Genomic DNA, 20,633 nt, shown 5'->3' with positions numbered 1-20,633 from the left:
GCGGGGGCATGAAAAAGGGCGCGCAACCCTGCGGTCGCGCGCCCTGTCTATGTCCTGGCGAATCAGGCTCCGGCTGGCGACGGGTTACCAAACGGTCCCTTGCGCTTGCCTGCGCGCGGGATGGAGGAACCTGCTGCCGGAATGACCGACGGCTTGATCGTCGTGCCATCGTCGCGGGTGATCTCACCCTTTTCCAGCAGCGCCTTGATCTCGTCACCGCTCAGCGTTTCATATTCCAGCATGGCGTTGGCCAGCAGGTGCAACTGATCCTCATGACCGGTCAGCAGCTCCTTGGCGCGATTATAGCCCTGCTCCACCAGCCCGCGAATTTCCTTGTCGATCAGCTTGGCGGTTTCGTCCGACATATGGACGCGGGCGCTTTGCGAATAGCCAAGGAAGGTTTCGCCCTGCTGCTCTTCATATTGCAGCGGACCCAGCTTGTCGGACATGCCCCATTGGGTGACCATGTCGCGCGCCAGCTTGGTGGCATATTGAATATCGCCCGATGCGCCGCTCGACACCTTGTCATAGCCAAAGATGATTTCTTCGGCGACGCGGCCACCCATGGCGACGGCCATGTTCGCGTGCATCTTGTCGCGGTGATAGCTGTAGCTGTCGCGTTCGGGCAGGCGCATGACCATGCCCAAAGCGCGGCCACGCGGGATGATCGTCGCCTTGTGAATCGGGTCGGACGCGGCTTCATGGACCGAGACGATGGCATGGCCCGCCTCATGATAGGCGGTCATCTTCTTTTCATCGTCGGTCATGACCATGGAGCGGCGTTCCGCACCCATCATCACCTTGTCCTTGGCCGCCTCAAACTCATCCATCGCGACCAGCCGCTTGCCACGCCGCGCCGCCATCAGCGCCGCTTCGTTGACCAGATTGGCAAGGTCCGCGCCGGAAAAGCCCGGCGTGCCGCGCGCAATCGTGCGCGGTTCGACGTCAGGCGCCAGCGGCACCTTCTTCATGTGGACGGCCAAAATCTTCTCGCGGCCTTCAATGTCGGGACGCGGCACGACGACCTGACGGTCGAAGCGGCCCGGACGCAGCAGCGCCGGGTCCAGCACATCGGGACGGTTGGTGGCCGCGACGATGATGATGCCTTCATTGGCTTCAAAGCCGTCCATCTCGACCAGCAACTGGTTCAGCGTCTGTTCGCGCTCGTCATTACCATTGCCAAGGCCCGCACCACGATGGCGGCCGACCGCGTCGATTTCGTCGATGAACACGATGCAGGGCGCGTTCTTCTTCGCCTGCTCGAACATATCGCGCACGCGGCTGGCGCCGACACCCACGAACATTTCGACAAAGTCGGAGCCGGAAATGGTGAAGAAAGGCACGCCCGCTTCGCCCGCGATCGCGCGGGCCAGCAGGGTCTTGCCGGTGCCGGGCGAACCGACCAGCAGCGCGCCCTTGGGGATCTTGCCACCCAGACGAGCGAATTTGGTCGGGTTCTTGAGGAACTCGACGATCTCCTGCAATTCCTCGCGCGCCTCGTCGATACCGGCGACATCATCGAAGGTGACCTTGCCATGCTTTTCGGTCAGCAGCTTGGCCTTCGACTTGCCAAAGCCCATCGCGCCGCCCGCGCCGCCGCCCTTCTGCATCTGGCGCAGCACGAAAAAGGCAATGCCAAGGATCAGCAGGAAGGGGAGCGACTGGTAGATGAGGATCATCCAGAAGCTGGGCTGTTCTTCGGCCTGGCCAGAATATTTGACGCCATTGTCGTCCAGCAGGTTTGTGAGGCCAGGGTCACTGACCGGAATGGTGTTGAACTTCTGACCGCTGGCCAGCGTACCCGAAATCTTGTTGGGCGCGATGGCGACGTCCTTGACCTGCCCTTCCTGCACTTTCGAGCGGAATTCGGAATAGGCAATGCCGGTCCCGGCAGTGGACGCGGAACGGCTATCGAACATGGACACGAACAGCAACAGGGCGACAATCACCCCTGCCCAAATCATCGCGCTCTTGATCCAGGGATTGCCCTGCGGGTCTTTCTCGTCGTTCATCATCACTCTCTTTCACCGGCCAAGATAGGGCGCGTCGGGCAAAGCGCAAGCTTGGGCCTGACCCTATATGGCAAGGATTAACCGACGGTGAGTTGGACAATGATGAGATAGGCCAACCCCAGCGCCAGCCCCGCCGAAAGGCCGCACAGGAGATAGCCCAGATAGAGCAGCAGCGGCGGGTGTGGCCGGGCCAGCTTGTGGTTACGTTGCGCTGCCGAAAGAATGACACTGGCCAACAGGCCATAGGTCAGGGCCGCAAATTCCACCATCGCTGCAAATCTCCGCTTATTTCCGCGCAGAATGACGCATGGGCGGCGTTAAGGAAAGAGTGTTGCGGCGCACAAAAACGGCAGGCCGTTGGGTTCATGCGTCGGGTTGCGGAACTTTTTTGGGATCGGCGCGCGGTGGCGCGGGACGTAACGTCCAGACCGGCCCACCACGCAGCAGCCAGTCCCCCAGATTCGCTTGCCCCCCGGCCTGCGCCGCGCCGATAGCGCGGTCCAGCGCATCGCCCCGCGGCAAGGCTGCATCGGGCGCGGCGGCGTGCAGCATGTGGAGGATCAGACGGCGCAAATATTCGCGCGGCAGGTCGGTGCGATCGAGCCGCCACTGCGCGCCATCGCGCTCGACATGGTGCGCCGCCAATTCGGCAACGCTCCAGTCCAACGCAACCTCCGCTTCTGCCAGCGCCGCTGCGCTGCGGGCTGCGGCTTCCGGGTTCAGCCAATCCGCCCCCGCCAGCACCGCGCGCAATGCCGCCCGGTCGAACCGTGGATCGGCATTGGAGGGGTCATGGACATGCGGCAGCGCTTCTTCATCCACCAGTTGCTGCAAGGCGGCCTTGCGCACGCCCAGCAGCGGGCGGATGATCGTGCCGGACCGCGCGCGCACCCCGGCCAAACCACCGACCCCCGACCCCCGGTTGAGCCGCATCAGCAATGTTTCCAGCTGATCGTCGGCATGATGGGCCGTCATGATCCAGTCGATGCCCTGCGCGACACGCCATTGGTCGATCAGCGCATAACGCTGCGTCCGCGCCCAGGCCTGAATGTTGCCGGTGGGCGGACCGTCGGGCTTCGCGACATGGTGAGCGATGCCCTGCCCCGCGCACCAGCGCGCGACCATGGCCGCTTCGTCGGTGGAAGCCGGGCGCAGGCCATGATCGATCGTCACCGCCGCCACCCGCCCGGCAAAGGCGTGGGCGGCCAGATAGAGCAACGCCATGCTGTCCGGCCCGCCCGACACCGCGACACCAAAGCGCGCCGCCGGGTCATCGCCCACCAGCGCCTGTGTCGCCGCGATCAGCCGGGCTTGCAGGCCAGCGCGGTCACTCGTCAGCTGCACTTCGCCCTGGTGCGGCCCTTGTCCATCATGCCCCGCAGGCTGGCGGACAGGCTCGTTCCATAGACCTGCTCCAGCTCTGCATAGACTTTGCAGGCGTCGGCGGGCTTTTTGAGCTGGATCAGCGCTTCGCCCAGATAAGCGAGGCTATCGGGTGCGCGGTCGCCGCGCGGGCGCTTCTGGTAATTTTCATAGAATGCGACCGAGGCCAATGCGGGCTTGCCTTCGTCGAGATAGGCACGGCCCAGCAAATTCTGGGCGCGGCTGGCGACAGAAGATGTGCCATATTTTTCGACCGTGGCTTTCAACTGCACCTGCGCTTCAGGATAATATTTCGCGTCCCACAGGCGATAGCCATAGGTGTAGGCGTCCAATGGCGCGTCGCCCGTGTCGGGCCGCTCGATGGCGGCGACCCCCGCCTTGCGGGCTTCAGTGGCGACCGGGGTGGCGGGCGCGGGCTTGGGTGCCGCTGGCTTGGCCGCAACCGGTGCGGGATCGACCGCCACGGGCGCTGCCGCCGCCGTCGGCTTCACCGCTGACGGCGTTTCAGGCTGGAGCAGGCGGCCTTCGATTTCGGCCTTATATTTGTTGAAAGACTCTTCCAGCTGCTTGAGCTTGAAGCTGTTTTCCTCGACCTGGCCAGTGATTGACGCCAGCTGCGATTCCAGTGCGCCGACGCGCGCGGTCAGGTCCGATATGGGCGAAGAGGATGGCGATCCGGGCGCGAGCGTCGGGGCAGCGGGGCGGACAATCTGCGCTTCGATAGGCGCGCCTGCCGGGAACACCTTGCGCTGGACCGCCTTCATTTCCTTTTCCAGCCGGTCGACCCGCACCTCGACCGGCGCGGTTTGCGCGATGGCGGACGGCGCGATCGCCAGCAGCAGCGGCGCGCTCCATGCCAGGCAGGAGGTCGCGAAAAAGGCGTGACGCATGATATTCCCCGACTAACTCTATCGCCTTAACCATAAGGCGTTATTTCGCGCGGTAAAGCGTGACGTTTAGCCACGCCCGCGCCCGGAACCAACGTTCAGCCGCCCGTGCCATCGCCCGATGCCGCCGGTGCCGGTGCCGGTGCCGGTGCCGGTGCCGGTGCCGGTGCGGGCGGAGCAGATGCAGGCGCTGCGACGGGTGCCACGTCGCCAGCCGACGGAGACGCGGTTTGGCGCGGGGTCGCCCGGCGCTGCGCGGGACGGGACGACGGCGTTGCAGAGGATGCAGCGGCGGCGGGCGCAGCAGCAGTAGTACCGCGCGCCAGCAGCGCTTCGGCACTGACCGGCACATCGGCGATCGTCCGGTCCGGCGCGCCCAGCGGCGCCACGACCTTGCCCCCGACAGTGACGCTCAGCGATTGCGGCCGCCCGGTCAGGATCATCGGGTTACGTGCACCCGCTGGCAGGGTGAACGCCTCGCCCTTCTTAAGCAGGCCGTCCTTCAGCCGTTCGCCCGCTTCATCATAGATACGCAGCCATACGTCATCGATGGCGGTAAAGACGACCGGCTGTGCGGCGGGCGCGACCCGTGCAGCGCTGGCAGCGGCGGGGGCTGTGCCTTTTGCCTGTTCCTGGGCGATTTCCTCGCCGGTCGGCGGCGTCAGCGATTGCGAGCGCCAAAGCGTATAACCGGCGATCAGGACAAGGACGATGATAGCCGCAGTCCAGGCCAGCGTGCGCGACGGCACGCGGGCGGGATCGACCGGCTCGAACGCTTCGTAGCGATTGGCGCCCATGTCGCTGCTATGCACCGCCTGGCGCACTTCGGCGGCAATCGCCACCTCGTCCAGATCGACCGCGCGGGCATAGGCGCGCGCGAAACCGACCGCATAGGGGATGCCCGGCAGGGCGGCATAATCGTCTCGCTCGACCGCTTCGAGCTGCCGCAGCGCGATGCGCGTGCGGGTGGCGACCTCCGCCAGCGACAGGCCCAACGCCTCCCGCGCGGCGCGCAATTTCGCGCCGGGGGTGTCGGGCTGCATTTCCGGTGCGCGGTCCGCACCGGTGTCCAATTCTGTTTCGTCTGCCATGCTGCTCCGCGACCTTAGATGGTCGGTCTTGTCTCACTGTGGGGCGGGGATTGTCAACGGCGCGCCGCGCCCTTGCCGCTCACCTCACCCCAGTTCGATGTTCCGTTCAACCGCCCATTGCGTCAGCCGCGCCCGGATGTCGCGCGCGCCGCTATCCAGTAATTCGCGCATCAGCGCCTGCAACTGCGCCGCATCGATCGCGCGGATCATCGCCTTGACCGGCCCGACCGAAGCCGGGGTGATCGACAGGCGGCGAATACCCAGGCCAACCAGCGCCATGGCTTCGAGCGTGCGCCCGCCCATTTCACCGCAGACACCGACCGGCACCTGATAGTCCTTGCAGGTCCGCACCACCCTGTCGAGGAAGCGCAGGATCGCGATGCTGAGCCAGTCATAGCGTTCAGCGAGGCGCGGATGGGCGCGGTCGGCCGCGAACAGGAACTGGGTCAGGTCGTTGGTGCCGATCGACAGGAAATCGAGCCGGGGCAGCAATATGTCCAGAACCTCGGCAAGCGCAGGCACCTCCAGCATCGCGCCATATTTGACCGCGATGGGCAGCTTCTTCCTGCGCTCCTGCAACCATAGGCGCTGATGTTCGACCAGCGCACGCGCCTCCTCATATTCCCAGGGTTCCGACACCATCGGGAACATGACGTGCAGCACCTTGCCCGCCGCCGCCTCCAGCAAGGCGCGCGCCTGCGCCTTCATCAGTCCGTCGCGGTCGAGCGCCAGCCGCAGCGCGCGCCAGCCCATCGCCGGATTATCCTCCAACTCCTCATCTTCACGCTGCATATAGGGCAGCGCCTTGTCGCCGCCGATATCGACAGTGCGGAAGATGACCGGGCGGTCGCCCGCCGCGTCCAGCACATCCTTGTAAAGCCGCTGCTGCTTTTCGCGCTGCGGCAATGTGGCGGACACCAGAAACTGGAACTCCGTGCGGAACAGGCCGATGCCGTCAGCGCCGACCATGTCGAGCGCCTGCGCATCCTCCCGCAGGCCCGCATTGACCATCAGCTCCACCCGCTGGCCGTCGGCGGTGACCGATGGCAGATCGCGCATGGCGGCAAATTCGGCGCGGCGCTTTTGCGTCACATGCAGCTTGTTGTCGAACGCCTCGTCCATGTCCGCCGTCGGACGGACCAGCAGCGCATTGGCATTGACGTCCATCAGGATGAGGTCGCCCTCATTCACCAAATGACGGATGTCGCGCACGCGGCCCAGCACCGGCACGCCCATGGCGCGCGCGACGATGGTGACATGGGCGGTCAGCGATCCCTCCTCCAGGATCACGCCCTTCAACCGGCGGCGATCATATTCGAGCAGTTCGGCCGGACCCAGATTGCGCGCGATCAGGATCGCGTCCTGCCGCAAGCCCATCTGCGCCGCCGTACCCAGCTGCCCCGACACGATCCGCAGCAGCCGGTTGGCCAGATCCTCCAGATCGTGCATCCGGTCGGACAGCAGCGGATCGTCAATCTGGCGCATCCGCATCCGGGTGCGTTGCTGCACCCGTTCGATCGCCGCTTCGGCGGTCAGGCCGCTGTCGATCGCTTCATTGATCCGGCGGGTCCAGCCTTCGTCATAGGCGAACATCTTGTAGGTTTCCAAAACCTCCTGATGCTCGCCCTCCATGCCGAATTCAGCCGCGCCGGTCATCCGGTCAATCTGTTCGCGCATCTTGGCGAAGGCGGAAATGACCCGCTGCCGCTCGGCCTCCGTATCCTCCGCGACCGTATGTTCGATATGGACGCGCGGCTGATGGAACACCGCATGACCGCGCGCCATGCCCATCACCAGTTGCAGCCCGTGCAGCATCGTCGTGCCGGTGTCGGTCACGCGCTGGTCGCTGGGACCGTCATCGGCCAGTTCAGCATTGGCGATCAATTCCGCCATCACCATCGCGACGGTCTGGAGCGCCTCTATCTCCACTTCCTCATATTTGCGCGGTTCGGCATGTTGCACGCACAACACGCCGATCGCCCGTTCGCGCCGCACGATCGGCACGCCGGCAAAGCTGTGGAACAATTCCTCCCCCGTTTCGGGGCGATAGCTGTAATCGGGGTGTGACGCGGCCTCGTCCAGGTTCAGCGTTTCGACATTGGTGGCAATGAGGCCGACCAGCCCCTCCCCCATCGCCATGCGGGTGACATGGACCGCCTCCTGCTTCAGGCCGCGGGTCGCGAACAGTTCCAGCACGCCCTCGCGCACCAGATAGATGGAGCAGACCTCGCTCGACAGCGACTGGCCGATAATCTCCACCACCTTGTTCAATTTGGCCTGCGCGCTGGTGCGCGACGCCATCACTTCCTGAAGGCGGGTGAGGATCTGGCGGGCGGCGGCGGCGGGTGTGCTGGGCATGGCATCAGCGCTATCAGATTGGCGGCCTGCTTTCCAAGGCGATTCATGCAGCGCGATAGTTAAGCAGAGGTCATTTGCATGGCGGAAACATTCTGTACAATCGTCTAAGAATGTAAAATCGGCTTTCAGGGAGAATGGGACCATGGCGACATCAGGTGAAACGGCGTTTGAACGCGATCTTCTGGACCGGGGTTATTCGCGGCGGCAACTGGCCAAGGCGACCGCGCTGCTGGGCGCTGGCGCAGCGGCGATCCGCGCGACGAGCGCTGTGGCGCAGCAGGCGGCCAAGCCGGTTGCGGGCGCTGTCCGAATCGGCGCGAACGAATGCTGGACCGGCCCTTTCCCGGTCGCTGCCGAGGCCGCGTTCAAGCTGGTAACCGAGGGCAATCGGTATGAGCCGGACAATGAGCATCAGAAATTATTTGATGCCGTGGCCGCTGTCGAGGGCGTTCCCGCCGAGCGTATCGTCGCCTGGCCCGGATCGTCCGATCCGCTAAGCCGCGTCGCAATCGCCTTCGCCTCGCCCACGCGCGGCATCGTCACCGCCAACCCGACCTACGAGGCGATCTGGCGGACCGGCGACTGGCTGGGCGCGAAAGTGACCAAAGTGCCGCTGACCAAGGATTATGCGCATGACGTCAAGGCGATGCTGGCGGCTGATCCCAATGCCGGGCTTTATTATGTCTGTTCGCCCAACAATCCGACCGGCACGGTAACGCCGATCGCCGACATCCAATGGCTGGCCGACAACAAGCCCAAGGACGCGATCCTGGTGGTGGACGAAGCCTATATCCACTGGACCGAAACCGGCACCGCCGCCAGCATGGCCGCAACCCGCGATGACGTCATCGTGCTGCGCACCTTCTCCAAGCTGTTCGGCATGGCGGGGATGCGGCTGGGCCTGACCTTCGCCGCGCCAGCGCTGATGGAAAAGATGATGCGTTATGATGGCGGGCAGGTAACCGGCATGTTGCCGATGACCGCCGTGGCGTGCGGCACGGTATCGGTCGCGCAGGCCGACCTCATCAAGGCGCGGCGCGCGGAGATGAACGCCAATCGCGACAAGGCGATCGCCTTCCTGACCAAGAAGAAGATCAAGGTCATCCCCGGCAGCCACGCCAATATGTTCATGATCGATTGGGGCAAGCCCGCCAAGCCCATGGCCGACGCGCTGCTGGCGGAAAATGTGCAGATTGGCCGCAGCTGGCCGATCTGGCCCAATGTCTCGCGCGTGTCGGTGGGGTCTGCGGCGGAAATGGACGCTTTCTGCGCGGCAGTCGACAAGGTGTGGAAAGCGTAACGTCACGCCCCTCTTCACCACCATAAATTTTACAAACTCCGGCGGCGGCGCATTGCGGAAATGCGCCGCCGCTTCGTTTATCCCCATGAACCCCCGGAACGAACGCCCGGATGGCTGGACAAAGGGACAGACGACATGACCATGATGCTCGACAAGGATGCCAGAGACGATCTGATCGAACGCGGCTATTCACGCCGCCAGCTGGCCGAAGTGGCCGCGCTGCTGGGTGCGGGCGTTGCTGCCAGCACATTGCTGGGCAATGCCGCAATGGCGCAGCAGCAGGCCGGGCGCGGCATCAAGGGCGCGGTGCGGATCGGCGCGAACGAATGCTGGACCGGTCCCTTCCCGTCGGGCGTCGCCGCCGCCGCAGAAGCCGCTTCGTTCGGCAACTGGTATGATCCCGACAATTATCGCGGCGACCTGGTCAAGACCGTCGCCACGGTAGAGGGCATTCCCGAAAGTCATGTCATGCCCTGGCCCGGTTCGGGCGGCCCGCTGGTCAGCATCGTGGCGGCCTATTGCTCGCCGACCAAGGGTCTGGTGACCGCCGATCCGACGTTCGAGTCGGCCTGGCGCACCGCCGACTATATGAAGGCTCCCATCGCCAAGGCACCCCAGGCCATCGGCAAGGGCCATGATGTGAAGGCGATGCTGGCCGCCAATCCCAATGCGGGCCTCTATTATATCTGTTCGCCCAACAACCCGACCGGCACGATCACGCCGCTGGCCGACATCCAGTGGCTGCTCGACAACAAGCCCGCCGATTCCATGCTGCTGGTGGACGAAGCCTATCTCCACTTCTCGGAAAGCCCCAGCGCCGCCACGCTGATCGGCACCCGCAAGGACATCATCGTCATGCGGACCTTCTCCAAGCTGTTCGGCATGGCCGGTGTGCGCCTCGGCCTCACCTTCGCCGATCCCGAAGTGCAGAAGCGCATCATGCTGTTCGGCCCGGCAGCCGGGGGCCTCGCGATCACCGCGATGCATTGCGGCAATGCGGTCTATACCGAAGCGGCGCTCATAAAGGCGCGACGCGAGGAAATGATCGCCAATCGCGAGGAAACCATCGCCTGGCTCACCAAGAAGGGCATCGAGGTCCACCCCGGCAGCCAGGCCAATATGTTCATGGTCAACTGGAAAAAGCCCGCAAAGGAAATGCAGGCCGCGCTGCTGGCTGCCCCGGAAAAGGTGCAGATCGGCCGCAGCTGGGCGATCTGGCCCACCGTCTCCCGCGTCACCGTAGGCTCCGCCGACGACATGGCCAAATTCCGCGCTGCGGTCGACAAGGTCTATAAAGCGTAAGGCATCCCCTTTCCTTACGAAACGAAGAAGGGCGTCCGGGCAACCGGGCGCCCTTTTTTGTGGAGTGGAGGTTGGAATGCCTTGGATACGCCATTTTTTCTATGAGCGGGCTTATAAGCGCTTCCGAGAAGCCGCTGGCAACAGTCGACGACTTTCCGTCTCTGCTTCAGCGCCACCAACAACCCCTAGAGCAGTCCTAGAACAAGCTTGCGTATGACATCGTCCAACCAACTCTGTTCGAAATGTGCGCGCAGCGGTGCTTTCGGGGTGTGATTGATCATCTGAAGCAACGCGCCAAGTGAAACCAGACGGTCGCGCTGTTTCTGCTCGTAGCCGAACCGCATACTCGCGCGGTCAGGGCCACACAGTATCCATGTGTCCTCGCGAATAAGGGCATGTGCCCACAAATGTTGCTCCCCCTCATCCAACTGCGATCCGCCATTCAGCATAACTTGGGCCAGACCGATGCGGGTTATGTCATGGATTCGGGAGAAACTTCCTCGAAGGTCCACCTCTGTCGGCTTCGTCCCGCCCCAGTCGTGACGGCCAGTCATAGCTTCGACGACGCAGGTTTCGACTGTCTCGACCTGGTAGGCACCAGTCAACGCATTCCAACAGCTGCGAAGATGGCTCTCAATTATGATATTGGTGTCTACCAACACCACATCGCCAGCCTTCATGACGCTTCAAAGCTCCGAGGTGCGATCCAGTCCATAGGCCTCGCACAATTTGCCGAGGTCGGACTTGGATAAGTCGGTCAGACGCGCCGCACGCGCTGTTGAGATATGTCCGCCCTCGATCCCCCGCAGCAGAGTCTGAAGAAACCGGGCGCTAAATGGCAACGGCACCTCTTCTAGCGCACGTGCCGCTTCATTAAGATGTTCATTAGGAACGCGGCTCAAATGGGGATGACGCTTGCTGTTAACGAGACGCCATTTTAGACCGCGAGCGGTCACTCCGAGTTCGGCCGCAGCAGCCGTGAGCCATTCGACGAGGTCGCCTTGGGGTTCGCCGATTCGATCAAGCTCACTCGAAGGCATCAGCAACCCCGAAGCAAAATTGTCCGCGAGATTCTCGATGCGCACATTGCGCTGAGCCGAACGGGTCGGAGCCCGATCCCACGCTTCAACCGAAGACTCCACACGCTCAGGCTTCATTTGTTCCCAAGTGAGAAGATGGAACACTTCATGCGCAAGATCAGAGTTTCGACGAGCCTGTCGTTCACGGCGGTTGATGAGAATCGCGTTGAGCGTTCTAAGCCGACATGCCGCTCCGGAAACGCCATCAATAGCGTCTACCATGAGAACAAGCACGCCCAACTGCCTCTCTAGCGCCTCAGCGAGTTCCAATGCTGGTCGTTCACCGAGCGCTAGTTCCTCAGCCACGGCCTCACCCGCATCGACCGCGTCTTCGAAGCTGCTCGCATGGGTCAGCCCTATCCGCGGAAGTAACTTTTTGAGTGGCGTCTCGTTTAGTCGATTGAGTTCGTGATAGGCACCAATCCATTCGCCCGCACGTGCCTCGAAAGCATCGAGTTCCACGAGGGGAACGTCGCGCTGACGCCAAGAGAAACTCTCCTTACTGGAAAGCAAGAATGGATTGGTAAGCTGATCGAAACTCACATCAAACGTATCGACGATGGTGATCAGCTCTTCTGCGCTTAGGCGCCGCTTGCCGCGCTCCAAATCAGAAATAGACTGGCGATTGTCGAGTCCAAGTATCTTCGCAAGCCGCGTTTGGCCCATGCCAGCAGCTTCGCGTAACGCCCGTACGCGTCCGCCAATGTTGGTTTCGATCATGATTCTCGTCAGCTCCGTCTAATCCAGTATGATCTTGCAAATCCTATTTCGCAAGAAATCTTTGCGATTTGACGGTCGCGTCATGACGGTGGGAGGGCGACCCCACCCCTCAATCCAAATTCGGCCTTAAATACCGTTCCGCCGTGTCGATATCGATCCCGCGCCGGACCGCATATTCCTCCAATTGGTCCCGCCCGACCCGCGCCACGCCGAAATATTCGGACTGGGGATGACCGAAATAGAAGCCGCTGACGGCTGCTGTGGGCAGCATGGCGAAGCTTTCGGTGAGCGTAATGCCGGTGGCGTGGTGAGCGTCGAGCATCTCGAACAGGATCGTTTTCAGGCTATGTTCCGGGCAGGCGGGGTAGCCGGGAGCGGGGCGGATGCCGCGATATTGTTCCTTGATCAGGGCTTCGTTGGTCAGCTGCTCGCCCTCCGCATAGCCCCATAGTGCGGTGCGGACATAATGGTGGAGGCGTTCGGCGAAGGCTTCGGCGAGGCGATCGGCCAGTGCTTTCAGAAGAATGTCCGAATAGTCATCGATCGCATTCTTGAACCGGGCCAGATGCGGTTCGATGCCGTGCATCCCGACGGCAAAGCCGCCCATCCAGTCGCCATCATGGCTGATGAAGTCGGCGAGGCACATATTCGCCCGGCCTTCGCGCTTCTGAATCTGCTGGCGCAGCATCGGCAGGGTATAGTGCTTCTCATCCTCGACATGGACGATGATGTCGTCGCCTTCGCGGCGGCAGGGCCACAGGCCCGCGACACCGCGCGCGGTCAGCCATTTCTCGCTGACGATCCTATCCAGCATCGCCTGCGCATCGGCAAACAGGCTGGACGCGCTTTCGCCCACCACCGGATCGGTCAGGATCGCGGGATAATTGCCTGCCAGCTCCCAGGCGCGGAAGAAAGGCGTCCAGTCGATATATTGGATGAGATCCTTCAAATCCCAGTCGGGGAAGCGATGGACGCCGGGCAGGCGCGGACGCGGGGCTTTCAGGCTCTCGTCAATCTCGAACGCATTGGCGCGGGCGTCCTCCAGCGGCACGAGCGCGCTCTGCCCCTTGTTCGCGCGGGCGACGCGGACATGCTCATAATCATCCTTGGTTTTCTGGACGAAATCGTTGCGCTGGGTTTCGGACACCAGCGCCGTCGCCACGCCGACCGCGCGGCTGGCGTCCAGCACATGCACGACAGGGCCGGTATAGGAAGGGTCGATGCGCAGCGCGGTATGGACTTTGGAGGTAGTCGCGCCGCCGATCAGCACCGGCATGGTCATGCCCGCGCGCTGCATTTCGGCCGCCACCGTCACCATCTCGTCCAGCGAGGGGGTGATGAGACCGGACAGGCCGATCATGTCGGCGTCATGCTCGATCGCGGCCTTGATGATGTCATGCCAGGGGACCATCACGCCCATGTCGACGACTTCAAAGCCGTTGCACTGGAGGACCACGCCGACGATATTCTTGCCGATATCATGGACGTCGCCCTTGACCGTGGCCATGATGATCTTGCCCTTGCCCTTGGCACCCGGTTCCTTGGCGGCCTCGATAAAGGGCAGCAGATGGGCGACCGCCTTCTTCATGACGCGGGCGGATTTGACGACCTGGGGCAGGAACATCTTGCCCGCGCCGAACAGGTCGCCGACGACGTTCATGCCGTCCATCAGCGGCCCTTCGATCACATGGATCGGTTTTTCGGCGGTCAGGCGGGCTTCTTCGGTATCATCGACGACATACATGTCGATGCCCTTGACCAGCGCATGTTCCAGCCGCTTGGCGACCGGCCAGCTGCGCCAGGCTTCGGCGGCCTTGTCCGCCACCGCGTCGGTGCCGCGATATTTCTCCGCCAGGGTGACGAGGCGGTCGCCCGCTTCCGGGTCGCGGTTGAGGACGACATCCTCGCAGGCGGTGCGCAGTTCGGGGTCGATCGTGTCATAGACGTCGAGCTGGCCCGCATTGACGATCGCCATGTCCAGCCCGGCGGGGATGGCGTGGTAGAGGAACACGCTGTGCATCGCGCGGCGGACGGGTTCGTTGCCGCGGAAGGAGAAGCTGAGGTTCGACAGGCCGCCGGAGATATGGACGTGCGGACAGCGCGCCTTGATCTCCTTGCACGCCTCGATGAAATCGACGCCGTAATTATTATGCTCCTCGATCCCGGTCGCGACCGCGAAGATATTGGGATCGAAGATGATGTCCTCCGGCGGGAAGCCGATGGTCATCAGCAGCTTGTAGGCGCGCTCGCAGATTTCGACCTTGCGCGCCTTGGTGTCCGCCTGGCCCGTCTCGTCGAACGCCATGATGACCGCCGCGGCGCCATAGGCCATGCATTTGCGGGCGTGGAACAGGAAGGCCTCCTCGCCCTCCTTCATGCTGATCGAATTGACGATCGGCTTGCCGGACACGCATTTAAGGCCCGCTTCGATGACTTCCCATTTGCTGCTGTCGATCATGACGGGAACCCGGCTGATGTCGGGTTCCGACGTCATGAGTTTGAGGAAGGTCGTCATCGCCTCGACCGCGTCGAGCAGCCCCTCATCCATGTTGACGTCGACGATCTGCGCGCCATTTTCCACCTGCTCGCGCGCGATGTCGATGGCAGTGGCATAATCGCCCGCCATGATCAGCTTCTTGAACTTGGCCGATCCGGTGACGTTGGTGCGTTCACCGATATTGACGAAGGTGGCGGTGGATTTGGTGGTCATTCCCTGCATTTCTTTCTTTCGTCATCCCCGCGTAGGCGGGGATCCATCTCCCGACGTCGCACCTGGCGAGATGTTGGGAGATGGTTTCCCGCCTTCGCGGGAATGACGGTTTGGTGTTACGCTGCGATGTGCATCGGCTCCAGGCCTGCCAGCCGCGTCACGACCGGCAGTTCCGGCACGACACGGGGCTTATGCCCGTCCAGCGCCTTCGCCACCGCGCCGATATGCGCGGGCGTCGTGCCGCAGCAGCCACCGACCATGTTGACCAGCCCTTCATCCACCCATTCACGGATCAGCCGCGCGGTGGTGGCGGGCAGTTCGTCATATTGGCCCAGTTCGTTGGGCAGGCCCGCATTGGGGTAGGCCAGGATCAGCGTGTCAGCATTTTTGGACAGCTCGGCCAGATAGGGGCGCAGCAGATCCGCCCCGAACGCGCAATTCACCCCGATGGTGAGCGGCTTCAGATGGCGCAGAGAATACCAGAAGGCGTTGATCGTGTGGCCCGACAGGTTGCGGCCCGACATATCGGTGATGGTGAAGCTAAGCATCAGCGGCACCGATCGGCCCGCCGCCTCCTCCGCCTCGCGCGCAGCCATGCCAGCGGCCTTGGCGTTCAGCGTATCGAAGCAGGTTTCGACCAGCAGGAAATCGACCCCGCCCGCGATCAGCGCGTCGCATTGCTCGCGATAGTCGGCCTTGAGCGTGTCATAATCGACCTCGCGAAAGGCGGGATCGTTGACGTCGGGGGAGATGGAGAGCGTCTTGTTGGTCGGGCCGATCGAACCGCAGACGAAGCGCGGCTTGCCGTCCTTTGCTGTCGCCTTCTCGCACGCGTTGCGGGCCAGTTTGGCGGCGGCGATGTTGATGTCCCACACCAGATGTTCGCAGCCATAATCGGCCATGGCGATCTTGGTCGAGCTGAACGTGTTGGTCTCGATCATGTCCGCACCCGCGTCCAGATAGGCGCTGTGAATGCCCTCGACAATGTCCGGCCGGGTCAGGCAGAGCAGGTCGTTATTGCCCTTCTGGTCCTTTGGCAGGTCGAGGTCACCGCGATAATCCGCCTCGGTCAGGCCATGTTTCTGGATCGACGTGCCATAGCCGCCGTCGAAGATCAGGATTTTTTCGCCGGCCAGGGCGCGTAATTGTTGTTCAGCGGTCATATTAAAAGCTCCGTTCGGGCTGAGCGAAGTCGAAGCCCTTGTCTGAGCGGAGGCGAAGACACCTCCCTGCGGTCGGTGGAACCCTTCGACAAGCTCAGGGCGAACGGAAGAATATAGGTCATGCTATTTTCTCAGCCGCCGGCTTCGCCCGCAAGCCCAGCAAATGGCAGATCGCAAAGCTCAGTTCCGCCCGGTTGAGCGTGTAGAAATGAAAGTCGCGCACGCCGCCGCCATAGAGGCTGCGGCACAGTTCCGCCGCGATCGTTGCCGACACCAGCTGGCGCGAGGCGGGATGATCGTCCAGCCCCTCGAACAGGCGGCCCATCCAGCTGGGCACCTGCGTATTGCACATCGCCGCCATCCGCTGGGTCGCGGCGAAATTGCTGACCGGCATGATGCCCGGCACGATGTCCGCGGTGATACCCGCCGCCAGCGTCTTGTCGAGGAAGCGGAAATAGGCGTCGGGGGTAAAGAAGAACTGGGTGATCGCGCGGGTCGCCCCGGCGTCCAGCTTGCGCTTCAAATTGTCCAGGTCGCTCTGCGCGCTGGCGGCTTCGGGATGGACTTCGGGATAGGCCGACACGGAAATTTCGAACGGATGGCGCTGCATCAGCCCTTCGACCAGCTCGGCGGCACCCTTGTAACCGTCCGGGTGCGGCTCGAATGTGCCGCCGACTTCCGGTGGATCGCCGCGCAGGGCGACGATGTGGCGCACGCCTGCGTCCCAGTAGGCGTCGGCAATCTCGCCAATCTCGGCCTTGCTCGCCCCCACACAGGTCAGGTGCGCGGCAGCCGCCAGCGGCGTTTCCCGCGCGATCCGGGCGACCGTATTATGCGTGCGCTCACGGGTCGATCCGCCCGCGCCATAGGTGACGGACACGAATTTGGGTTGGAGCGGCGTCAGCGTCTCGATCGCCGACCAAAGCTGGGCTTCCATCTTTTCCGTCTTGGGCGGGAAAAATTCAAAGCTGACATGGCAGTCGCCCGCAAGGTCCGCATAGAGCGGGGCGACGGGATCGTTCAAAGTCATGCGGAAATCCGTCCTTCTTGCTGCTGGACAGGCGCGCTTTTGCGTCGCCCCAGCCACAGTTGCACCGTCAATTCATGGCCGGGCAAAGTTTCCACCCGTTCCAGTTGCAGGCCCGCTGCCGCGAACCAGCCCTCTATCTGCTCGTCGGAAAAGCCCAGACGCGCATGTTGGTCGCGCACGCGCAATTCTTCCCGCTCATGCGGCGCGAAGTCCGCGATCAGCACCCGGCCTTCGATCGCAGTGACGCGCGCCGCCTCCCCGATCACCTGCTCCGGCACCTGCGCATAATGCAGCACCTGATGCAGCAGGACAGTATCGACGCTGCCCGGCTCCAGCGGCAAAGCGCCAAAATCGCCCAGCAGCAGCGCATATTTGTCGCCTGCATCTTCGGGCAGCTTGGCCCGCGCCAGCCGCAGCATGTCCGGGCTGCGATCGATCGCCGTCACCGCCTGCGCCGCGCCGCCGAACAATTCGATCATCCGCCCGGTCCCTGTGCCGATGTCCAGCAAATGGCCAATCGGTTCGCGCCCCAGCAGCGCGGTCATCGCCGCCTCGACATCGGCCTCCGCCACATGGAGCGATCGGATCGCGTCCCATTCCTCGGCATGGTCGGCAAAATAGCCCTCCGCTGCCCGCGCCCGGTCCGCCCGCACCGCCGCCAGCCGCGCCAGATCGGCCGCCTGCCACAATGTTTCGCTGTCCGACGGGGCCAGGCGGTCAAACAGCGACACGAACGGGGCGACATCATCGCCCTTGCCCAGCCGCAGGAATACCCAATTGCCTTCCTTGCGCCGCTCGACAAGGCCCGCTTCGGCAAGGATGCGAACATGGCGCGATACGCGGGGCTGGCTTTGCCCCACAACCTGCGCGATCTCCCCCACGGCCAGCTCCATCGCCCGCAGCAGATGGATGATGCGCAGCCGCGTCGGGTCGCCAAGTGCCCGGAAAATATCGAGTGCCGTGTGCATGGCTGCATCATATAAAGAAATCTTTATATGCGTCAATGGCCGCAGTTTTTCCGCAACTGCGAACAAAAGCGCACCCGTTTCCCGCCCGGATTGCAGGAATGGGATTGCCTTGCATCAACCAAAGCATTACGAATCAACGCGCAGGCGCAATGGGGGGTGAGCTTTTCTCCGAGAGTGGTCTGCACCGTTTTTATTCTCAGAGAGGGGTTTCTGCCCATGACCAAGTCTATCGCTCTTTCGCTCGTTCTCGCCGCTTCGCTCGGCCTGGCCGCCTGTTCGGGTGGCGCGGAAAACGCCGCCAACAATGCCGCCAACTCGGCTGAGAACGCGTCGAACGCTGCCGACAACGCCATGAACGCCGCGCTGAACGCTGCTGACAACGCCGCGAACGCTGCGTCGAACGCGACCAACAACGTCGCGAACGCGATGTAAGTCCAGACGGACTTTTCAGAATTCGGAAAGGGGTCGCGCCGGGAACGGGGCGGCCCCTTTTCCATTGGGGACTGATCGATGATCCGCACCATCTTCATCGCCGCTGGGCTGCTGCCACTGACCGCCTGCGGTTCGGGATCGCCCGATGGCGTCGGCGGGGTCAGCGCCAGCGAAGCCAGCGCGCTCAATGATGCAGCCGCCATGCTCGACGCGCGCACCGGCGCAGCGCAGAGCGGTGACGCGGGCCTTAATCCCGCCGCCAGCGTGGCAGCGGGTGCCGATCGTGGCCGGGTTGCGCCGCAGCCTGATCCCAGGCCCTGACCCAAAAAGGCCGCCCCGGACGAGACGGCCTTTTCGTTTTTGCTTCTGCCACTATGTGTTCCCGCGCAGGCGGGAACCCAGTTGAGAGGGCGGGACTGGGTCCCCGCCTTCGCGGGAACACGCAGTCTCACTTGCACGGAATTAGCAGTTGCGGTCGATCGCCCGGCCGGCGAGAGCGCCTACGCCTGCCCCGATGATCGCACCGGTCGTGCCGTCACCGCGACGGCCATAGCGTCCCGAACCCTTGCCGACTTCATTGCCGAGCAGGCCACCAGCAATCGCGCCGATGATGGTGCCTCCCGTGCCATTGTCCCGGCAACGATAGCCCCCGCGATAGCCGCCACGATAGGCGTTGCTGCGATAATAGCGGTCATTGCCGCGATAATAGCCACGGTCGCCGCGATAGCCGCGATCTCCACGATAATAATCGCCACGGTCGTAACCGCGATAATAGCCGTCACGGGCCATGGCCGGGGTTGCCGTCACGGCCAGGGAAGCAGCGCCCATCGCCAGAGCTGCTCCCATATTGATCAGAAACTTCATCTTCATGGCGTTGCTCCTTCCAAAATTCGTCTGTTCGTCGGCGCTTCCCAGAGACGGGTTTCGCCAGTGATGAGCGTCTTATGGGTGATTCGCCTTGAGCCGACCCTGAATGGGGCTGACAGCCGTTGTTAAGCTGGCAACGGCCCGGCACAGCCCTGCTGCGCACTGCCTGATATTATCCTATGGCGGAGGGAATGACGCGAATCCTGATCGTTCTGGCGCTTGCCATCCTGCTGCTGCCAGCCCCGCACAACAGCAAGCCCGCTACGGTGGAGCCAGGTGCTCTGTTGGTCACTGCACGGGCGCTGCCGCTCAGCACGAGCGATCCGCAGCTGCGTCATGTGGGGGCGCTCGACTATCTGGGTGGCTGGGAATTGCGCAGCGCCAATCCAGGGTTCGGCGGCATATCAGCACTCCTCGTATCACCACCGGGCGATGTGCTGGCGATGAGCGATTCCGGCATTTTGATGGGGCTGCATGTCGGGCCGGGAGAGGCAAGCCGCCGTCCCTTCATCGCCCCCCTGCCCATCCGGCCGCAGGACCGCGATCGTCCCTGGTGGGCGTGGGATTCAGAATCGCTGACCCATGATCCAGTGACCGACCGCTACTGGGTGGGGTTTGAGTTGCAACAGGCGATCTGCCGCTATGCGCCGGGCTTTGCGCGGGTGGAGGCGTGCCGGACCTGGCCACAGATCATGGCATGGCCCCCGACCGGATCGATCGAATCGCTCGCCCGCCTGCCCGATGGCCGCTTTGTGGCGATTGGCGAGATGGGGATGACGCCCGATGGCCGGCATGACATGCTGCTGTTTCCGGGCGACCCGGCCGAGCGCGATACCGCCGAACCGATCCATCTGCGCTACAGCCCGCCGCAGGGCTATCGCCCGACCGACGCGGTGGCGCTGGATGCACGCCATTTGCTGGTGCTCAACCGCCGCCTGACCTTGCAGGAGCTGTTCACTGCCACGATCGCGATCGTCGATCTGCCTGAACGGCTGGAACCGGGCATGGAGCTGAAGGCCCGCACCCTCGCCCGCCTCGCCCCGCCGCTGCTGGCCGATAATTTCGAGGGGTTGGCGGTGAGTCGGGAGGGTGACCGGACGATTATCTGGGTCGTGTCCGACGATAATCACGAATTTTTCCAGCGGACGTTATTGTTGAAATTCGGGCTAGATTGATCCCTCACTCGCCACAACCTCCGTTCGTTTCGAGCGAAGTCGAGAAACGTCGCGCGCAGGTTTCTCGACTTCGCTCGAAACGAACGGATCGAAGCTCGGCTTGCGGGCCATCCTGCGCCCAATTCGCACGCAAAAAAGCGGCCTGTCGCCAGGCCG

At 63.2% G+C, this 20,633-nt stretch carries 18 protein-coding genes; 5 read left to right on the top strand and 13 right to left on the bottom strand.

Features of this window, described 5'->3' with window-relative positions; all coding sequences use genetic code 11:
- Nucleotides 1–62: 62 nt before the first annotated feature.
- The 6 genes from ftsH to ptsP all read right to left on the bottom strand — a co-directional run bounded on the left by ftsH (nt 63) and on the right by ptsP (nt 7,731).
- Nucleotides 63–2,012 carry an ATP-dependent zinc metalloprotease FtsH gene (gene ftsH, locus ACODSR_RS03475; RefSeq protein WP_489073760.1) on the bottom strand — a complete coding sequence of 650 codons (1,950 nt, stop codon included), beginning with the start codon at nt 2,010–2,012 and terminating at the stop codon, nt 63–65.
- A 77-nt stretch (nt 2,013–2,089) separates the two neighbouring features.
- A complete protein-coding gene (locus ACODSR_RS03470) occupies nt 2,090–2,281 on the bottom strand; it encodes a hypothetical protein (RefSeq protein WP_489073758.1) in 192 nt (63 codons plus the stop codon).
- A gap of 94 nt (nt 2,282–2,375) precedes the next feature.
- Nucleotides 2,376–3,356 carry a tRNA lysidine(34) synthetase TilS gene (tilS, locus tag ACODSR_RS03465; protein ID WP_489073756.1) on the bottom strand — a complete coding sequence of 327 codons (981 nt, stop codon included), beginning with the start codon at nt 3,354–3,356 and terminating at the stop codon, nt 2,376–2,378.
- Entirely contained in the window at nt 3,347–4,285 is a 939-nt protein-coding gene (locus tag ACODSR_RS03460) for a hypothetical protein (RefSeq protein WP_489073754.1), read from the bottom strand. Before ACODSR_RS03460 ends, tilS begins: the two co-directional genes overlap by 10 nt.
- 95 nt (nt 4,286–4,380) lie before the next feature.
- Entirely contained in the window at nt 4,381–5,373 is a 993-nt protein-coding gene (locus ACODSR_RS03455; protein ID WP_489073752.1) for a helix-turn-helix domain-containing protein, read from the bottom strand.
- A gap of 84 nt (nt 5,374–5,457) precedes the next feature.
- Nucleotides 5,458–7,731, bottom strand: a complete 2,274-nt coding sequence (ptsP, locus tag ACODSR_RS03450; RefSeq protein WP_489073750.1) for a phosphoenolpyruvate--protein phosphotransferase — start codon at nt 7,729–7,731, stop codon at nt 5,458–5,460.
- A 142-nt stretch (nt 7,732–7,873) separates the two neighbouring features.
- Between ptsP and ACODSR_RS03445 the strand changes: the two genes are divergently transcribed.
- Nucleotides 7,874–9,031: a pyridoxal phosphate-dependent aminotransferase gene (locus ACODSR_RS03445; RefSeq protein ID WP_489073748.1), complete on the top strand. Its 1,158-nt coding sequence runs from the start codon at nt 7,874–7,876 to the stop codon at nt 9,029–9,031.
- Nucleotides 9,032–9,166: 135 nt separating this feature from the next.
- A complete protein-coding gene (locus ACODSR_RS03440) occupies nt 9,167–10,333 on the top strand; it encodes a pyridoxal phosphate-dependent aminotransferase (protein WP_489073747.1) in 1,167 nt (388 codons plus the stop codon).
- 185 nt (nt 10,334–10,518) lie between these two features.
- On the opposite strand, the gene ACODSR_RS03435 is transcribed toward ACODSR_RS03440, so the two are convergent.
- From ACODSR_RS03435 to ACODSR_RS03410, 6 genes are all read right to left on the bottom strand, one after another.
- Complete coding sequence (locus ACODSR_RS03435; RefSeq protein ID WP_489073745.1) at nt 10,519–11,013, bottom strand: hypothetical protein; 495 nt, start codon at nt 11,011–11,013, stop codon at nt 10,519–10,521.
- Nucleotides 11,014–11,019: 6 nt separating this feature from the next.
- Nucleotides 11,020–12,132 (bottom strand): helix-turn-helix domain-containing protein, encoded by a 1,113-nt coding sequence (locus ACODSR_RS03430; protein ID WP_489073743.1) that lies wholly within the window; start codon nt 12,130–12,132, stop codon nt 11,020–11,022.
- Between the two features lie 109 nt (nt 12,133–12,241).
- Nucleotides 12,242–14,842: a methionine synthase gene (metH, locus tag ACODSR_RS03425; RefSeq protein ID WP_489073741.1), complete on the bottom strand. Its 2,601-nt coding sequence runs from the start codon at nt 14,840–14,842 to the stop codon at nt 12,242–12,244.
- 116 nt (nt 14,843–14,958) lie between these two features.
- Nucleotides 14,959–16,005: a homocysteine S-methyltransferase family protein gene (locus tag ACODSR_RS03420; protein ID WP_489073739.1), complete on the bottom strand. Its 1,047-nt coding sequence runs from the start codon at nt 16,003–16,005 to the stop codon at nt 14,959–14,961.
- 118 nt (nt 16,006–16,123) lie between these two features.
- Complete coding sequence (gene metF, locus ACODSR_RS03415) at nt 16,124–17,035, bottom strand: methylenetetrahydrofolate reductase (protein WP_489073737.1); 912 nt, start codon at nt 17,033–17,035, stop codon at nt 16,124–16,126.
- Nucleotides 17,032–18,003, bottom strand: coding sequence for an ArsR/SmtB family transcription factor (locus ACODSR_RS03410; RefSeq protein WP_489073735.1), 972 nt, complete (start codon nt 18,001–18,003; stop codon nt 17,032–17,034). Before ACODSR_RS03410 ends, metF begins: the two co-directional genes overlap by 4 nt.
- A 216-nt stretch (nt 18,004–18,219) precedes the next feature.
- Here ACODSR_RS03410 and ACODSR_RS03405 point away from each other — a divergent pair, with 216 nt between their 5' ends.
- A complete protein-coding gene (locus ACODSR_RS03405) occupies nt 18,220–18,435 on the top strand; it encodes a circumsporozoite protein (protein ID WP_119747887.1) in 216 nt (71 codons plus the stop codon).
- Between the two features lie 78 nt (nt 18,436–18,513).
- Nucleotides 18,514–18,756 (top strand): hypothetical protein, encoded by a 243-nt coding sequence (locus tag ACODSR_RS03400; protein ID WP_489073733.1) that lies wholly within the window; start codon nt 18,514–18,516, stop codon nt 18,754–18,756.
- Nucleotides 18,757–18,897: 141 nt separating this feature from the next.
- Here the strand turns inward: ACODSR_RS03400 and ACODSR_RS03395 are convergent, their stop codons facing one another.
- Entirely contained in the window at nt 18,898–19,305 is a 408-nt protein-coding gene (locus ACODSR_RS03395; protein ID WP_489073731.1) for a hypothetical protein, read from the bottom strand.
- Between the two features lie 188 nt (nt 19,306–19,493).
- On the opposite strand from ACODSR_RS03395, the gene ACODSR_RS03390 reads away from it, so the two are divergent.
- Nucleotides 19,494–20,477 carry an esterase-like activity of phytase family protein gene (locus ACODSR_RS03390; protein WP_489073729.1) on the top strand — a complete coding sequence of 328 codons (984 nt, stop codon included), beginning with the start codon at nt 19,494–19,496 and terminating at the stop codon, nt 20,475–20,477.
- Nucleotides 20,478–20,633: the final 156 nt, after the last annotated feature.

It is taken from the genome of Sphingobium sp. FG125 (genome assembly GCF_057809795.1).
The sequence above is the reverse complement of the archived record's forward strand: the minus strand, read 5'-3'. Positions and strand labels throughout refer to the sequence as shown.